This is a genomic window from Haloarchaeobius caseinilyticus (assembly GCF_051207395.1).
In the GTDB taxonomy this organism is placed as follows: domain Archaea; phylum Halobacteriota; class Halobacteria; order Halobacteriales; family Natrialbaceae; genus Haloarchaeobius.
Window position 1 is genome coordinate 860,460 of sequence record NZ_JBPJZC010000003.1, and the last position, 14,955, is coordinate 875,414.

Here is a 14,955-nt window from a genome sequence, read left to right on the forward strand (position 1 = left end):
ATTCAGTCCACCACGAGGCGGTACACGACCGCTCGGTCTGTGGTTCGTGAGTTCCGAACGACCTTGATGACGTCTCCCGTCTCTGCGTCGTCGGGGAGCGCCGGGTCGTTTCGCTTGAGTTTCGGAAGGTCTGTTCTATCGATGTTGTACTCCGAAAGCACCTCCGAGAGTTCGTCCTCGTCGACGATGGTGTGCTCCGGAACCATTTCGTGTTGGCTTACGTCTACCATGGGTGTGTCTGGCCGGCGGGAGAAGCGACTGTCACGAGATACTACAGGCTACTATCGGAGGCACCCATTTAACGTTTGCCAACTCGACCAGTAGGTAAGACTATCGGTTCCGGTCGGGGCGTCTGGCAGTCGTTCCGACGAGTATCTCGGTCCGTGTGATGTGTTTCGTCCCCACAGTTGGACTACTCTCGTAAAATGTTTGCCCCCACGTTCGCGACTACCACACGCCCATCGATTGGAAAGCCTTAATACTGGGACAGCAAAACGATTGATTGCAGCAAGCCCGGGTGGTGTAGTGGCCCATCATACGACCCTGTCACGGTCGTGACGCGGGTTCAAATCCCGCCTCGGGCGTTTTTGCGAACACAATACGAACGAGGAGCGCAGCGACGAGTGAGTCGTGTTCGGAATACGGTGTCAAGGGATTTGAATCAGGGAGCGAGTGCAACGAGCGACCGGGGTTCAAATCCCGCCTCGGGCGTTTTTGCGAAATCAACTCCACGAGCAGTGAGCTTGTCTCACTGCGAGAACGACGTGATTCGAAGAGCGACAGGGTTGAGAATGTGAACACCAGCAGTCGCAACTGGCGGGCGTAGCGAGCCAGACCGTCTGTACAGGGTTCAAATCCCGAATCGAACGGTTTCCTGACGCCACCTCACACGAGCGAGGGACAGGCGTTGGTACTAGTTGAAATACGAGAGCGCTCGAATCTCGACGTGAATCCCTCGCGCAAAGGCGACGAGACGGAGGCGACGATTCTCGCGACACTGATGCAACTCGGCGTATCTGTCTCCGTCCCATTCGGTGATAGCGACAGATACGACCTCGTCGTCGACGATGGTCGCAGCCGCTTTCGAGTTCAGTGTAAGACCGGGAACTGGGTCAACGGTACCGTCCGCTTCAACCTGTACAGTTCGACTGACGGACGAGCCGGACGCGTCGACGTCGACTACACGGAGGAAGACGTGGACGTCTTCGCGGTGTACTCTCCACAGACAGGCGAGGTGTACTGGGTCCCAATCGCGGAGACCGGCCGCGGGGAGATGCGGCTCCGCGTCGAGGAGCCACACCCGAAGGCACCAAAGTCGAAGATACACTGGGCCGACGAATATCGCGTGGCGAATCGGTTCGGGTAATTCGACCACCAACGTACCGCAGTCGTCGTGTGAACAAAACTCATAGAGCATCCACATCGACACCCATTAATAACCACGGCCAGTACGAAGTAATGCAGACAGGTGCCCGGGTGGTGTAGTGGCCCATCATACGACCCTGTCACGGTCGTGACGCGGGTTCAAATCCCGCCTCGGGCGTTTTCTGACGAACTCAACCGACGAGCAACCAGTGTTGTCTGCGTTGCGAACATAGCGAGTTCGTTTCGTTCCCGCGATGATTGTGTCGGGCTTCGGTTATCACGTGACAGTCCTGACGTCGACGACGACTCACCAACGAATCGACTCTAATCGTTTAGTACCTTCGCTCCGTAGCACCGGCCATGGCACAGGACGGGGTAGGGCAGTTCGAAGAAGACGTGCGTGCGATTGACGGTGTCACGGTTCTCTTCGTCGACAACGACCCCGACTTCGCAGAGGTATCGCAGGTGATGTTGGAGCGTGAAGACAGCGCTATCGACGTGGTCATCGCGGCCGACGGGAGCGAGGCGCTCTCGGCGCTTGACGACAGCGAGACCCCGGTCGACTGCATCGTGAGTGACTACGACATGCCCGGCATGGACGGGCTGGAGCTGTTAGAGGCGGTGCGTCAGCGCGACGATCGGTTACCGTACATCCTCTTCACGGGGAAGGGGTCCGAGGAGATCGCGAGCGACGCCATCGCGGCGGGCGTGACCCAATACCTACAGAAGAAACCGGGGCGAGACCGCTACACCTTGCTGGCAAACCAGATAGACAACGCAGTGACCCAGTACCGCGCAGAGAGCGCGCTTCGGGACCGGATTCGCCAGCAGGAGGCGGTCGCGTCCATCGGGCAACAGGCGTTGAACGAACCACAGTTAGCGGTGTTGTTCGAGACGACAGTTCGTCGAGTCGCGCGGGCGCTGGACGTGAGTCACGTCCGCGTGCTCCGCCGGGACGACGAACGGAACCAGTTGACGACCGAGTCGGAGGTCGGCTGGGCGGCCGGTGACGAGCCATCGGCGCAGGCAGAACACGTCGTGGCCGAGCAGTCGCCGGTGCTGGTCGTCGACGACGTGTGCTCAGAGACGCGCTTCGACCCGACCGGCGTCATGACCGAGGCGGAACTCAAGAGTGGGGCGTGCGTCACCATCGGCCTGCGCGGTGGGACGTGGGGAGTGCTGGAAGCGCATGCGACGACCCATCGAAAGTTCACGCAGGACGACGTGACGTTCCTGCAGAACGTGGCGACGGTCCTGGCGAGTGCGGTCGAACGGGCGGTCATCGAGACGGAGCGGCGAGAGAGCAGCGAGCGGTACCGGACGCTGGTCGAGGTGTCACCGAACCCAGTCGTGGTCCACCGGGACGGGCAACTGGTGTACGTGAATCCAGCGTTTCGGACGCTCATTGGTATCGGGAGCGACGAGACCTTGGAAGGGAACTCGATACTGGAGTACGTGCATCCGGAGGGGCGTGGGGATGCACGCGAGGCCATCGAAGGCCTGCGGACTGGCACGGTGGAGCCGACGCGTATCGAACGGCGGCTGGTGACGGAGGACGACTCGGTGATTCACGTCGAGACGACCTCACGGGTCATCGAGTACGAGGGTGAGCAAGCGGTGTTGACCATCGCGACGGACATCACGGAACGAAAGCGATACGAGCAGACGCTGAACACGCTGCACGAGACGACTCGGGACCTGATGCGTGCAGAGGCGCAGACGGACATCTGTGAGGCCGCAGTCGAGACGGCGGCGGATTTGCTCGGGCTGAGTGCGCTCGTCGTCTACCGATTCGACAACGAAGCGGGACGGCTGGAACCGGCCGCGACGACGCCGAACACGGCCGAGTTGTTGGGAACGCCACCGACGGTCGACCGTGGTCAGAGCAACGTGTGGGACGCGTTCAGTGCGGGTGAGTCGCAGTACCATCGTGACGTGAGCGACTGTGACGGGCGACTGGACCCTGCGGTTCGGAGTGAACTCATTATCCCACTGGGTGCGCACGGGGCAATCGTCTCGGTCTCCGGGCAGGTCGACGGCTTCGACGAGTCGACCATCGAGTTGATGCACATTCTGGCGGCGAACACCGAGGCGGCGCTCGACCGGGCAGAGCGCGAGCGGATGCTGCGCGAACACGACCGCACGCTGAGCCAGCAGAACGAAGAACTGCGAAAGTTGAACCACACGAACAAGATCGTCCGCGACGTGAACCGAGCGGTCGCACAGGCGTCGACCCGCCGGGACATCGAACAGGCAGTCTGCGACCGACTGGCCGACGCCGAACCGTACGTCGCGACGTGGATCGGCGAAGTCGACGAAGCGGACGAGTCGACCGCGGTGCTCGCGTACGCCGACGCCGACGCGAACTACGTCGACCGGGTGACCGACGACCCGACCGACCCGACGCCGGAGGGAGACCTGTGTCGGCGGGCGACCGAAGAACGGTCCGTGCAGGTGGTCGAGAACGTGTTGAACGATCCAGCGTGGGAATCGCGGCGGACCGAGGCGCTCACCTACGGCTTCCAGTCGGTCGTGGCGGTCCCACTCGTCGACAACGAGCGCGTCTACAGCGTGCTGGTACTCCACGGTGCGACGCCGGAGACGGTGACAGACCGCGAGTTGACCGTACTGGCGGAACTCGGCCAGACCATCGGCTACGCCATCCACGCGGTCGAGCGGACTCGGGCGCTGGTGACCGACAGCCGCATCGAACTGGAGTTCCTGATGCGAGACACTCGACTCTCGTTCTGCCGGCTCTCCGAACAGGTCGAGGGAACGTTCAGAATCGACGGTGCCATCGCGCGGCCGGACGGTTCGCACCTCTGTTTCGTCACGGTCGAGGGGGCAGACCCGGACACGGTCGAGGAGACGGTCGACGGGTGGTCGTCCATCTCGTCCGTCACGCGAATCTCGCACGACGAAGAGGAAGGCCGTTCGTTGTTCGAGATGCGACTGGCCGAACCGCACCTGTTCGAACTGCTGCGCGAGTACGACGGCACGCTTCGGGAACTGAAATCGACCGGTGGCCAGACCGAGTTGCTGGTCGAACTCCCACAGGGTGGTGACACGCGCGGTCTCTGGACGGACCTGCGCGAGGCCTACCCGGAGACCGAACTCGGCGCACGGCGGGAGACGACGCGGTCGGGGCGAAAGCACCGCGACCTGCGGTCGTGGGTCGAGAACGCACTGACTGAACGACAGTTCGAGGCGTTGCAGGCGGCGTTCTACGCCGGGTTCTACCACTGGCCGCGAGAAGTGACCGGTGAAAAGCTCGCGGACGCGCTCGACGTGACGCCACCGACGTATCATTATCACCTCCGGGCTGCCGAGCGCAAGGTCGTCGGCACCGTGTTCGACGAGGACTCTAACTGATTAGAGGTACCGTCTTCACAGGTATAATCAGATAGAATAAACTGTTAATCCCATCCCTCTCATAGCAGTAGTTGGCGAACGAGCAGCAGTACGCTGTCGCCACCCCCATACTCCCCCCAACCCCCTTCCTGCGAACCCAACACCTGAGAGAGTTAGCTGTGTCTCGGTCGGTGTGCGTCTCGATAGAACGCGTCGATAGCGACAGAGCCGGCGGTCTCGAGTTGCCGTCACTGTCGTGGCTGGTCTCGTCACTATCGTGGCTGGCGGCGTCGCTGTCGCGTCGACGGCAAAAAAGAGTGATTCGCGTGGGATGACGAGTCGGCTTACGAGCGGTCGCCGATGGTCACTTTGTTGTACTTCTGTCGGCTGCCGCCACCGCCACCGAAGCGGTCGATGTCGACCCAGTCGTACGCGAAGCGCTCGTCGACGCGGTGGTACGCCGGCAGGATGAGCATGTCCTCCCAGTTGGCCTTCTCCAGTTCCAGGTAGGCCTCGTTGCGTTTCTTCATCCCGGCATCGGTCGGTGCCTGGTTGTTCTGGATGGTCTCCCAGGCGCTGTTCGCCTTCTGCTGGCTGCCGTTCTCGACGTCGTCCCAGTCGACGTAGAACCCGTTCGCGCCGCCGTTCGTGTCCGTCAGACTCGTCGGCGTCATCTGACCCCAGAAGTTGTCCGGTGCGGGCCAGTCCATGACCCACCCGAGCGAGTACGCGGCGAGGTTCCCGTTCCGGCCGCGGTTGAGGAGGGTGTTGAAGGGAGCCTCCTCGAGTTGCATGTTGATGTGGGCGTTCGTGAGCTTGTCACGGAGAATCTTACCCAGCCCCTGCCACGTCGGGGACTTGTAGGTCGTGAACGTGACTTCGTACTTGTTGTTCGGCCCGTAGCCAGCGTCTTCCATGACCTGACGGGCGTCGTCGAGACGCGTCTCGTTGTACCCGTAGGGGTAGTTCTCCTTGGCGTGTTGCTCGTAGTTCGACGGCCCATCGGGGAAGATACCCGGCGGCGTGAGGTGGTACGCGGCCTGCCCGCGACCCTTGAACACCTGTTCGACGCCCTCCTTCTGGTCCATCGCGTAGGCGATGGCCTTCCGGGCGGGCTTCTCGACGTTCTTTCCGTTCATCGCGACGTAGAAGGTGTTGATCGTCGGCACCGCGAGGTAGTCCGCCGTCTCACCGTTCCGCATTGGGCCGTACTTCCCGATCTTCCGTTTCCGCTCGTCGGTCGAGACGTTCTTCACCAGACTCGGGTCGTACTTCGCCGTGGGCATCGAGATGAGGTCCGAGTTCTTGTTCTGGCTGTAGTTGTAGGACGCGTCGGGGTCGGTGATGACCTGCCAGTGAACCTTCTTCACGTACGGACCTTCGCCGTGGTAGTCCTCGAAGCGCGTGACTTCTGCCTGGGTGTTCGTCTCCCACTTCCCGAACTTGAACGGACCAGCACCGACGGGGTTGCTCGTCGCGAACTCTTTGTACCCCATCTCGCCGTCGTGGCCGTCGATGTCGCCCACGATACCCTCGGGAAGTGCCGAGAAGGACGTGTAGGCGAGCATTTCGAGCGTGGAGTGGAACGGCCCCTGTAGTTCCATCTTGAGCGTCGTCTCGTCTTCTGCCGTGATGCCGAGTGTGCCGGGCTTGTACGTCGTAACCTCTTCGCCGTCTTCGTTCGTCGTGGTCATCGTCTCGTGGGTGACGCCCATCGAGTCGAGAACGAAGTAGGCGCGACGGGAGTTCGGCGAGGCCGCGAGTCGTTCGAACGAGTAGACGAAGTCCGACGCGGTGACCGTGTCGCCGTTGTGGTACTTCGCTCCTTCCTTCAGGTTGAACGTGTACGTCTTATAGTCGTCCGACACCTCGAAGTCTTTCGCCAGCAGTGGCTCCGGTTCGATGACCCCGTTCGGGTAGTTCATCAGGGCGTCGAAAACTTGCTGGATGATGCTCCCGGAAGCGGTGTCTGTCGCCTTGACTGGGTCGAGCGTGCTGACGGTCGCACTGATGAGTTGGAACGTCTTGTCGGACTTCTCCTTCGGACGGTCCGTCTCGGTGTCGGTCATCGTACCGTCGTCGGTCTGGTCGTCCGTCGGTTCGTCCGTGCCCGAGCTGTTGCTGGTCGAGCATCCGGCGAGTGTGGCGGCGACTGCCGCGCCGCCGGTCGCTTTGAGGAACGTCCGACGCTGGAGGGACTGGTCGTCTGACATACGCTCACCAGTACACACACTAATCGGATAAGCGACACGATTAGATAAGCGAGTTTTTGTCCAACAGAAAGATATATAAACAGAAATAATTTCGGAATCAGACATAACTGCAGTGTTTTTGCCAAAAGGCCCAGATATTTCTGGACGTTATCGATCCACAATGAGCGGCAGCGTCGACAGGAGGGCTGATTGGGAGTCAGTCAGGGATGACAGTGGGCGGCAGTTCCTGTCGACAGTCGATGATTCATCCGCACGGGTATTAATTCCGGTGAAGGCTCAAAGATTCACTTGAGATAGTGGCTCAACCAGTCAGAATTGAGATTATATTCGGCGTCTCACAGTGGGGTCGCTGGTGCGGCCGGACGAACAACCACTAGAGATCACCATATTCTGTCAGTATCGCACGACGTCGTCTGAAGGTTCAAGTACGGATGGGCGGCCACCGAGGGTATGCGTCTCGACTCACTCACATGGGACACGCGCGCCATCGAAGGACTCCCGATTCGACTCGTCATCGCCCTGGTCGTCGGCGTCGCCAGTCTCTCGGTCATGATGAACATGATCTCCGGAATCGGCGGCCTCACCGTCACCGAAGTCGACGCCCAGCCGACCCCGGACGTCATCACGCCAGGCGACCAGTCCGTGACCATCACCGTCGTCGACACGAACGGCGAACCAGTCGCTGGGGCGACCGTCGTCGTCAAAGGTGACACCGCCCGACTCGACGGCATCGAGACCGCCAAGACCGGCGACGACGGCGAAGCGACGCTCGACATCTCGCCGACGCTCGGACCGAATCAAGAAGAAGGAACGCTCGAAATCGACATCAAACCGCCTGCCGGCAGCGAATACGCGGACCAGCGGCCGAACACGGTCATCCTCGTCATCGAGGAGTGACTCGCCAGTTGCTCCGACTCAGTCCCACTCTATCCAGTCGTACTCCCAGCCGCGCTGGACCGCCTTCGCCGCGCGCTCGCGGTCCTCGCGCATCTGGCGGTTTCGCTCGATGGCACCGGCCTGTTCGCCCTCGACGAGCAGCGGGGCGAACGTGACTGGACCGAATCGCTCGACGACCTCGTCGCCTTCGACGGCCACGAGCGACTGCTCGCCGACGCCGCGGGGCATCACGAGTCGGCCACCGGGAGCGAGTTGGTCGAGCAGTGCCCGCGGTGGGGAAACGGCCGCGGCTTCGACCAGAATCCGGTCGAATGGGGCGTACTCCGGCCAGCCACGCGACCCGTCTCGGCAGTCGACGAACACGCTGCCGTAGTCTGCCGCGTCGAGGTTCGCTCTCGCGTCGTACACCACGTGGCGCGTGATGTCGACCGCGAAGACGTTGCGCGCCCCGGCGAGTTCCGCGGCGACTGCCGCCGTGTAGCCGACGCCAGCGCCGACGACGAGGACCGAATCATCCGCTTGCACGTCGAGCCCTTCGAACAGTCGGGCGACGAGACTCGGTGCGAGGACCGTCGTCCCTCCGTGGTCGTGTGCCTGGTCGCTGTAGGCGGTCTGGTCGTCGCCCACGAACTCGTGGCGAGGGACTTCTCGCATGGCGAGGCCGACCGACTCGCTGGAGACGACGCCCTTCGCGTCGTGTTCGAGGCTGTCGACCATGTCCTCGCGCAACACCGCTGGCTCCATAATTCGGCCTCGGAGACGCACGGTAATGAACCCCGCGCCCCGAAGCGATGGGCCGGTGGTCAGCAGCGATAGGGGGTCCTACTGCCGACCCAGTACTGCCTGTCGTTCGGTGCCGGGCACGCCGCGTACCTGCACCGCTCGCAGGCCCGCCGCGTCGAACCACTCCCGGTAGTCACTGCTCGTGTACGCTTCTCCGTCCCCAGTCGCAAGTGACCGTACAGTCGTCTCGGTCGCACGGGCCGACCGGTCGCGCAGGTAGTCGACGACGACCAGCCAGCCGTCGTCGGCCAGCAGGTCGGCCGCGCCCGCGACGAGTTCGCGGTTCGTCTCACGCGAGAACTCGTGGGTCCGCATCGGGACGAACACGCAGTCGACAGTCGGGAGCGCGTCGGTATCGAGCGATGGCACGAGTTCGGTCGCAAGCGTCTGGACCGACTCGCGGGCGAGCAACGACTCACTCTCGGCCAGTCGCGTTTCGGTGTCGGCCAGTGTCACGTCGTAGCCTCGCCGAGCGAACTCCATCGCGTAGGTACCCGGTGCGCCACCGAGGTCGAGAACCGTCGCTGGCCCGGGAACCGCGTGCTGAGCGACCGTGACCGACGCACGGACCGTCGCCTCGGGCGTCGCCTGCACGTAGCCGAGACGGTTCCACGGCGAATCGGGCTCATCGGCCGAATCCTGCTCGCCCCGCATCGTCGCCGGCAACGCCCCGAGCGAGTCCAGCAAGTCGAGTTCGTGTGGGAACTGCCCGACCGAGCGCAGATCGCTCACAGCCAGAAAGCCGAGTGTTCGATTGGTGGGCTGGTATGTCCCGTCGACTGTCTTGAAGAACCCCTCGTCGGCCAGTGTCTCGACGGTCAGTCGCGCCGCGCGCTCGGTGACACCTGTCTCTGCAGCGACCTCAGCCGGTGTATCGGCGTCGTCGAGCAACGCGTCGAGAATCCCCGTCGCGCGAGCGGCCCACAGCAGAAACAGCGTCTCCGTGTCCTCGGTCATGCGCGAACGAACGAGTGACAAGTACGTCAATCCGGGGTCTCCGCCGGTGTCGAAAACCCGACCACGAATCAGTCCTGCATCCGGACGAATCGCACCCCCCCGCGGTCTTCCCTGTCGAGCGAGCCGTCAGCCCGGCGGGTCGCGTAGACCAGTCGCTGGTTCTCGCGTCCGATGGGTGCGAGCAATCGACCACCGGGCCGGACCTGCTCGACGACTGCTGGCGGAATGTCCGGCGCAGCGCAGGTCAGATACGCCGCGTCGTACGGCGCGTGGTCGGCCCAGCCCTCGTGGCCGTCGCCGACGTGGATAGACACGTCGCCGTAGCCGAGGCGGTCCAGTCGCTCGCGGGCCTCGCGGGCCAGTCGCTCGGTGTACTCCACTGAAAAGACGTTTTCTGCACCCACGACTTCGGCCGTGACCGCGGCGTGGTAGCCACAGCCCGTCCCGATTTCGAGGACCCGCTCGCCGGGGTCTCCGTCGAGCACGTCGACCATGATGGCGACCATGTGTGGCGCGCTGATGGTCGCCCCGTCGCCGATGGGCAGCGGGTGGTCGCCGTAGGCGTCATCACGGCGGTCTGCCGGGACGAACTCGTGGCGGGGGACCGCCCGCATCGCGTCCAGTGTCGACCCGTGCTGGAGACGGACGCGGTCAGCCAGCGAGTCGACCAGTGCGTTCCGAGCCGCATCGAAGTCCATACGTCTCTGTCCTCTGTGACTCCGTTTCCCCTACCAGGCAGACCAGGCGGTCGTCTCCTCGTCCCACGCGTAGACACGCTTCACGTCCTTCGCGGGAGCCGAGTCGCCGTCGTGGTCCATGTGGTCGTGGTAGTAGCCCTGTGCGTCGTCTCGGACGGCGATACCCTTGATGGTGAACTCGTTCTCGCCGAACACTTCCTCCTCGCCGACGGTGAACTCGTAGTCACCGGGGACGTGGACTTTCTCCGAGCGCGAGTCGTTCCGCCGCCCGTCGCGCGGGTGGATGGTGACGTTCACGCCGACGTTCCCGACCGCACGGGTCCAGAACACGTCGACGTCCTTCGCCAGCGCCTGCTCGACGCGCTGTTCCTTGCCGACTTCGAGGTCGGTGATTCGCACCGTCATGATGGCCTCCTCGGTGTCGAGGATGAACTCCTCGCCGACGGAGACGGTCTCCTCGGCGGGTGCGTCGACGCGGGCCGTGAAAGAGTCGCCGTCTTGGCTGACGATGACCTTCACGTCGACGGTCTCCTCCTCTTCGATGCGTTCCTTGTGGACGTGACTGCACTCCGTACAGCGAACCGTGTACATGTCGCCTCGCTCTTTCAGCACCTCGTGGACGGCTTCCGCCGTGCCACACGAGGGGCAAGCAAGCGCGAGACGCGCTGCGACATCGCTCATAGGCAGTGCTAGTGCGTGCGACGGTAAAAGGCGTCGGACCTGTTCTCGGGGTGGTGAGGCGTGACAAGATGTGTTCTGAGATGCGTCGCTGTGGTCCATCGGGAAGCAATGAACAGTGTTCCGTCCGAGAGGGCCGTTTCCGGTGACTGCGGCGCGAAACAGACTCCGAATCACGACGGTAGAGACCGCAGCCACGGCCTCCCCATCCGATTCGCCGCTCGCCTCCGGCGAGACGGCTCATCCCTCGCGCGATTCCTGCTCGCGGCCTGCTCACGGCTCTTCTCGCGGAACTCCGTTCCGCGCTAACGCCGTTCGCTTCGAGGCGGCTGCGCCGCCTCGCTCGCCACACTCGCCAGCGCGCGCCATGCCGGGAAGTCGGCAGTCGTCGCCAGCCAACCCTTCAAGTACCATTCCGCGGCCAGATTTCCCATCCGCTGAAAACGGCCGGCCGGCGTGGTCGGGTGCGCGACACACCGCCGGACGAAACTGGCCAGTGTCGCCTGTTCGCCCCTTCGAGACCGACCTCAGTCTGAGAACTCGATGTCGCCGTGCTGTGCGAGTTCGCCGAACAGCCAGTCGGCGTGTTCCAGCGCGTACTCTCGGTGGGCGTCCTCGATGGCTCCGATGCAGTCTTCGACGAGCACCGGCCGGTAGTCCCGCAAGCCAGCGCTTCCGGCGGTGTGGAGGACGCAGACGTTCGCCAGCGTCCCGCAGAAGACGAGATTCTCGATGCCCCGTGCCGAGAGCCAGCCGTCCAGTTCGGTGTCGTAGAAGGCGTCGTAGGTGTGCTTCTCGACGACGTGGTCCCGCTCGCCGACTGTGAGTTCGTCGACCAGTTCGGCGTCCCACGAGCCTTCGACGACGTGCTCGCCCCACTGCTCGAACTCGTCGTAGTAGTGCGCGTCGTCGAACTGCCCCGGCGGATGCACGTCTCGCGTGAAGACCACGCGAACCCCGGCGCCGTGCGCTCGGTCGACCAGCGACGCGACTGGCTCGACGATGGCCTCGCTCCCTGGTGCGTAGAGGCTTCCATCCGGTTTGCAGAACCCGTTTTGCACGTCGACGACCACCAGCGCAGTGGTGTCTGGCTCGAACTTCATGGGAGAAAATTCGCCGGACGTACCCAAATCGGTTGCGCCGACACCCAACAGTTTCGCCGGTCCGTTTTTGCGCGCGCCGTCCGATGTGAGAGGCGTGCGCAGACTCGCGACCGTCATCGTCGTCCTGATGGTCCTCCTCGCTGGCTGTGGTGGCACCGCCACCGATGACACGGAGGACGGGACGACGGCCCCGACAAGCGGAGACGAACCGACGACGACCGACGGCACTGATTCGACTGGTCCGAACGGAACCGGCGGCAGCCTCGCGGATCCGGCCAGCGACACGCTCGGCTGGGAGGCCGGCTACTGGTACAACGAGAGCATCGCCGTCGACCGGAGCGACGGCCTGAACGACAGCGAACTCGACAAAGTCGTGGCCAGAGGCATGGCCCGCGTCGAACAGATTCGCAAGGTCGAGTTCGAGAAGACGGTCCCTGTCTCGGTCATCTCCCGCGCCGACTACCGAGAACGACTCGCGTCCGGGAACACCTCGACGAAGGCGCGCCTCCACCAGAACGTGAAGTGGGAGGCGGTGTTCGCCGTGAACGAGTCGGCCGACGCCGTGGCCGCACAACGTGCGAACTACGGCAGCGGTGTCGGCGGCTTCTACTCGCCCAGTAACGAGGAGATCGTCATCGTCTCCGATTCCGACACGCCGGAGATGAACGAGGTGACGCTCTCGCAAGAGCTGTTCCACGCGCTACAGGACCAGCGCTGGAACATCTCCAGCTTCGACCAGTCGACGACGGAACTGCACAACGCCAGAGACGGCATCATCGAAGGCGACGGCAACTACGTCGACCAGTTGTACAAACAGCGCTGTACCGCGAACTGGGACTGCCTGCTTCCCCAGCAACAGGGTGGCCAGAGTGGCGGCGCAGCGAACATCAACGTCGCGATGTACCAGGTCCAGTTACAGCCGTACAGCGACGGCGTGGCGTTCGTGAAGAACATCAAAGAGCAGCAGGGCTGGGAGGGCGTCAATTCGGTGTACGAGAACCCGCCCGCGAGTACCGAACAGACCATCCACCCCGCAGCGTACGAGTCCGACCAGCCGACCGACGTGGCCATCGACGACACGAGTTCGAACGGCTGGCACGTCCTCGACGTGGCCGGGCCGACCGACCACGCCTCCTTCGGCGAGGCGGGCATGTTCGTCATGCTGTGGTACCCGTCCTTCGAGAAGAGCCAGCAGACGGGGTCGGCACAGAACGTCGTGCTGCCCTACCGCGCGCACTTCAACATCGCGGGACAGGGACTCGACCAGACCGACCCGTACAACTACGCCGACGAACACACCGCGGGTTGGGACGGTGACCGTCTGCTTCCGTACGTCAAAGGCGACGCGAGCGCGTCCAGCGAGACCGGCTACGTCTGGAAGTCGACGTGGGACTCCGAACAGGACGCCAAACAGTTCGCCGACGGCTACCAGAAACTGCTCGGGTACCACGGTGCCGAGTCGGTCGACGGCCGACCGAACACGTACCGCATCCCCGACGGACAGGAGTTCGGTGACGCGTTCTCTGTCGTCCAGCGTGGCGACACAGTCGTCATCGTGAACGCGCCCTCGGTCGACGCGCTGTCGGACGTTCACGCCGGTTCGGGGACGACGAACGATAGCTCCGTGACCATGGACAACGAAGACGAGTCGGTCGGCGCGTCCGACTACCGTATCGCTGCCATCGCCGCCATCGCCGCGTAGCCGGCAGCGACCGCTTCAGTGGACTTTACCCGGTGCGGTGTCGAAGCGACCGTATGAACGACCCGTTCGACACGATTCCTGCTGCGGCCATCCGCGACGGGCGGGCGACCGACGCCTACTTCGAGCGGACCGAGCGTGCGCTCGAACACGCCGGCAAGAACCCGCACGTCGTCGCCGAGGTGACCGCAGACCAGTTCCCGACGGACGAGTTCGAGGTGCTCGCGGGCGTCGAAAACGCCGCGCGACTCCTCGAAGACCACGCCGTCGACGTGGACGCACTGCCGGAGGGCCGCCTGTTCGACGGCGGCCCAGTGATGCGAATCGAGGGCGACTACCTCGACTTCGCCCGACTCGAAACCTCGTTGCTCGGCTTCCTCTCGCAGGCGAGTGGCTTCGCGACGGCCGCACTGCGGGCGCGCCGTGCCGCCCCTGACTGCTCAGTTCTCTCCTTCGGTGCGCGTCACGTCCACCCGGCCATCGCCGCGACGGTCGAGCGAAGCGCGCTCGTCGCCGGCTTCGACGGCTTCTCGCACGTGGCCGCGGGCGAGCAGTTGGGCCGCGAGGCCAGCGGGACGATGCCCCACGCGCTCGTGATATGCATGGGCAAGGGGGAACAGGAAGCCGCGTGGCGCGCCTTCGACGAGGCCGTCCCCGAGGAGGTTCCGAGAATCGCCCTCTGTGACACCTATACTGACGAGGTCGACGAAGTCCTCCGTGCCGTCGACGAACTGGGTGACCGCCTCGACGGCGTGCGCCTCGACACGACTGGCTCTCGGCGTGGCGACTTCCGTCACATCGTCCGCGAGGTCCAGTGGGAACTCGCTGCACGTGGCCACGAAGATGTGGACGTGTTCGTCAGCGGTGGCGTGACGCCCGAGACGATGCGCGACCTGCGCGACATCGTCGACGGCTTCGGCGTCGGCAGCTACGTCACGAACGCGAACCCGCTCGACTTCGCGCTCGACATCGTGGAGGTCGACGGCGAATTGGCGGGCAAGCGCGGGAAGCTCTCCGGGAAGAAAGAAGTGTACCGGACGCCCGACGGCGGCCACGCCGTCGCGTTGGCCGACAAACCGGGTCCGACCGACGGCACGCCACTCATGGAACCGCTGCTGCGTGACGGCGAACTCGTGCGAGAGTTCGACCTCGCGACTGCCAGCCAGCACGCCGCGAGCGACGCAGAGAAGGTCGGTTTCGAGTAGGGTAGC

General features: G+C 63.8%; 13 protein-coding genes and 2 tRNA genes. 7 read left to right on the forward strand and 8 right to left on the reverse strand.

Going from position 1 to position 14,955, the window contains the following annotated elements; all coding sequences use genetic code 11:
• Positions 1-2 precede the first annotated feature (2 nt).
• A complete protein-coding gene (locus tag ACSC1P_RS16950) occupies positions 3-230 on the reverse strand; it encodes a DNA-directed RNA polymerase subunit H (protein ID WP_435361379.1) in 228 nt (75 codons plus the stop codon).
• Between the two features lie 281 nt (positions 231-511).
• Between ACSC1P_RS16950 and ACSC1P_RS16955 the strand changes: the two genes are divergently transcribed.
• The 4 genes from ACSC1P_RS16955 (at position 512) to ACSC1P_RS16970 (ending at position 4,737) form a co-directional block, all read left to right on the forward strand.
• Positions 512-584: transfer RNA gene (locus ACSC1P_RS16955), tRNA-Asp, on the forward strand.
• Between the two features lie 323 nt (positions 585-907).
• The gene (locus ACSC1P_RS16960; protein WP_435361380.1) at positions 908-1,366 is read left to right on the forward strand and encodes a group I intron-associated PD-(D/E)XK endonuclease; all 459 of its coding nucleotides are present in this window, start codon (positions 908-910) and stop codon (positions 1,364-1,366) included.
• A 104-nt stretch (positions 1,367-1,470) separates the two neighbouring features.
• A tRNA-Asp gene (locus ACSC1P_RS16965) sits at positions 1,471-1,543 on the forward strand.
• A 182-nt stretch (positions 1,544-1,725) separates the two neighbouring features.
• The gene (locus ACSC1P_RS16970) at positions 1,726-4,737 is read left to right on the forward strand and encodes a bacterio-opsin activator domain-containing protein (protein ID WP_435361381.1); all 3,012 of its coding nucleotides are present in this window, start codon (positions 1,726-1,728) and stop codon (positions 4,735-4,737) included.
• A gap of 323 nt (positions 4,738-5,060) precedes the next feature.
• Here ACSC1P_RS16970 and ACSC1P_RS16975 read toward each other — a convergent pair whose 3' ends face one another.
• Complete coding sequence (locus ACSC1P_RS16975; RefSeq protein ID WP_435361382.1) at positions 5,061-6,929, reverse strand: ABC transporter substrate-binding protein; 1,869 nt, start codon at positions 6,927-6,929, stop codon at positions 5,061-5,063.
• A gap of 450 nt (positions 6,930-7,379) precedes the next feature.
• Here ACSC1P_RS16975 and ACSC1P_RS16980 point away from each other — a divergent pair, with 450 nt between their 5' ends.
• On the forward strand, positions 7,380-7,826 hold the full coding sequence (locus ACSC1P_RS16980) for a DUF7382 domain-containing protein (protein ID WP_435361383.1): 447 nt from the start codon (positions 7,380-7,382) through the stop codon (positions 7,824-7,826).
• A gap of 18 nt (positions 7,827-7,844) precedes the next feature.
• On the opposite strand, the gene ACSC1P_RS16985 is transcribed toward ACSC1P_RS16980, so the two are convergent.
• The 6 genes from ACSC1P_RS16985 to ACSC1P_RS17010 all read right to left on the reverse strand — a co-directional run bounded on the left by ACSC1P_RS16985 (position 7,845) and on the right by ACSC1P_RS17010 (position 12,045).
• Positions 7,845-8,570 carry a protein-L-isoaspartate O-methyltransferase family protein gene (locus ACSC1P_RS16985; RefSeq protein WP_435361384.1) on the reverse strand — a complete coding sequence of 242 codons (726 nt, stop codon included), beginning with the start codon at positions 8,568-8,570 and terminating at the stop codon, positions 7,845-7,847.
• Between the two features lie 78 nt (positions 8,571-8,648).
• A complete protein-coding gene (locus tag ACSC1P_RS16990) occupies positions 8,649-9,566 on the reverse strand; it encodes a methyltransferase domain-containing protein (protein ID WP_435361385.1) in 918 nt (305 codons plus the stop codon).
• A gap of 68 nt (positions 9,567-9,634) precedes the next feature.
• Positions 9,635-10,264, reverse strand: a complete 630-nt coding sequence (pcm, locus tag ACSC1P_RS16995; RefSeq protein WP_435361386.1) for a protein-L-isoaspartate O-methyltransferase — start codon at positions 10,262-10,264, stop codon at positions 9,635-9,637.
• A 30-nt stretch (positions 10,265-10,294) separates the two neighbouring features.
• Positions 10,295-10,945, reverse strand: a complete 651-nt coding sequence (locus ACSC1P_RS17000) for an HVO_0476 family zinc finger protein (RefSeq protein ID WP_435361387.1) — start codon at positions 10,943-10,945, stop codon at positions 10,295-10,297.
• Positions 10,946-11,215: 270 nt separating this feature from the next.
• Positions 11,216-11,356, reverse strand: coding sequence for a hypothetical protein (locus tag ACSC1P_RS17005; protein ID WP_435361388.1), 141 nt, complete (start codon positions 11,354-11,356; stop codon positions 11,216-11,218).
• Positions 11,357-11,469: 113 nt separating this feature from the next.
• Positions 11,470-12,045 carry a cysteine hydrolase family protein gene (locus ACSC1P_RS17010; RefSeq protein WP_435361389.1) on the reverse strand — a complete coding sequence of 192 codons (576 nt, stop codon included), beginning with the start codon at positions 12,043-12,045 and terminating at the stop codon, positions 11,470-11,472.
• A gap of 94 nt (positions 12,046-12,139) precedes the next feature.
• Between ACSC1P_RS17010 and ACSC1P_RS17015 the strand changes: the two genes are divergently transcribed.
• Positions 12,140-13,747, forward strand: coding sequence for an Hvo_1808 family surface protein (locus tag ACSC1P_RS17015; protein WP_435361390.1), 1,608 nt, complete (start codon positions 12,140-12,142; stop codon positions 13,745-13,747).
• Between the two features lie 53 nt (positions 13,748-13,800).
• Positions 13,801-14,949: a nicotinate phosphoribosyltransferase gene (locus tag ACSC1P_RS17020; RefSeq protein WP_435361391.1), complete on the forward strand. Its 1,149-nt coding sequence runs from the start codon at positions 13,801-13,803 to the stop codon at positions 14,947-14,949.
• The last annotated feature ends 6 nt before the right edge of the window (positions 14,950-14,955 follow it).

Excerpts from the sequence above, each read along its gene's own strand:
- ACSC1P_RS16950 (WP_435361379.1), bottom strand. The coding sequence starts at position 230 with ATGGTAGACGTAAGCCAACACGAAATGGTTCCGGAGCACACCATCGTC.
- ACSC1P_RS16970 (WP_435361381.1), top strand. The coding sequence starts at position 1,726 with ATGGCACAGGACGGGGTAGGGCAGTTCGAAGAAGACGTGCGTGCGATT.
- ACSC1P_RS16975 (WP_435361382.1), bottom strand. The coding sequence starts at position 6,929 with ATGTCAGACGACCAGTCCCTCCAGCGTCGGACGTTCCTCAAAGCGACC.
- ACSC1P_RS16980 (WP_435361383.1), top strand. The coding sequence starts at position 7,380 with ATGCGTCTCGACTCACTCACATGGGACACGCGCGCCATCGAAGGACTC.
- ACSC1P_RS16985 (WP_435361384.1), bottom strand. The coding sequence starts at position 8,570 with ATGGAGCCAGCGGTGTTGCGCGAGGACATGGTCGACAGCCTCGAACAC.
- ACSC1P_RS16990 (WP_435361385.1), bottom strand. The coding sequence starts at position 9,566 with ATGACCGAGGACACGGAGACGCTGTTTCTGCTGTGGGCCGCTCGCGCG.
- pcm (WP_435361386.1), bottom strand. The coding sequence starts at position 10,264 with ATGGACTTCGATGCGGCTCGGAACGCACTGGTCGACTCGCTGGCTGAC.
- ACSC1P_RS17000 (WP_435361387.1), bottom strand. The coding sequence starts at position 10,945 with ATGAGCGATGTCGCAGCGCGTCTCGCGCTTGCTTGCCCCTCGTGTGGC.
- ACSC1P_RS17005 (WP_435361388.1), bottom strand. The coding sequence starts at position 11,356 with ATGGTACTTGAAGGGTTGGCTGGCGACGACTGCCGACTTCCCGGCATG.
- ACSC1P_RS17010 (WP_435361389.1), bottom strand. The coding sequence starts at position 12,045 with ATGAAGTTCGAGCCAGACACCACTGCGCTGGTGGTCGTCGACGTGCAA.
- ACSC1P_RS17020 (WP_435361391.1), top strand. The coding sequence starts at position 13,801 with ATGAACGACCCGTTCGACACGATTCCTGCTGCGGCCATCCGCGACGGG.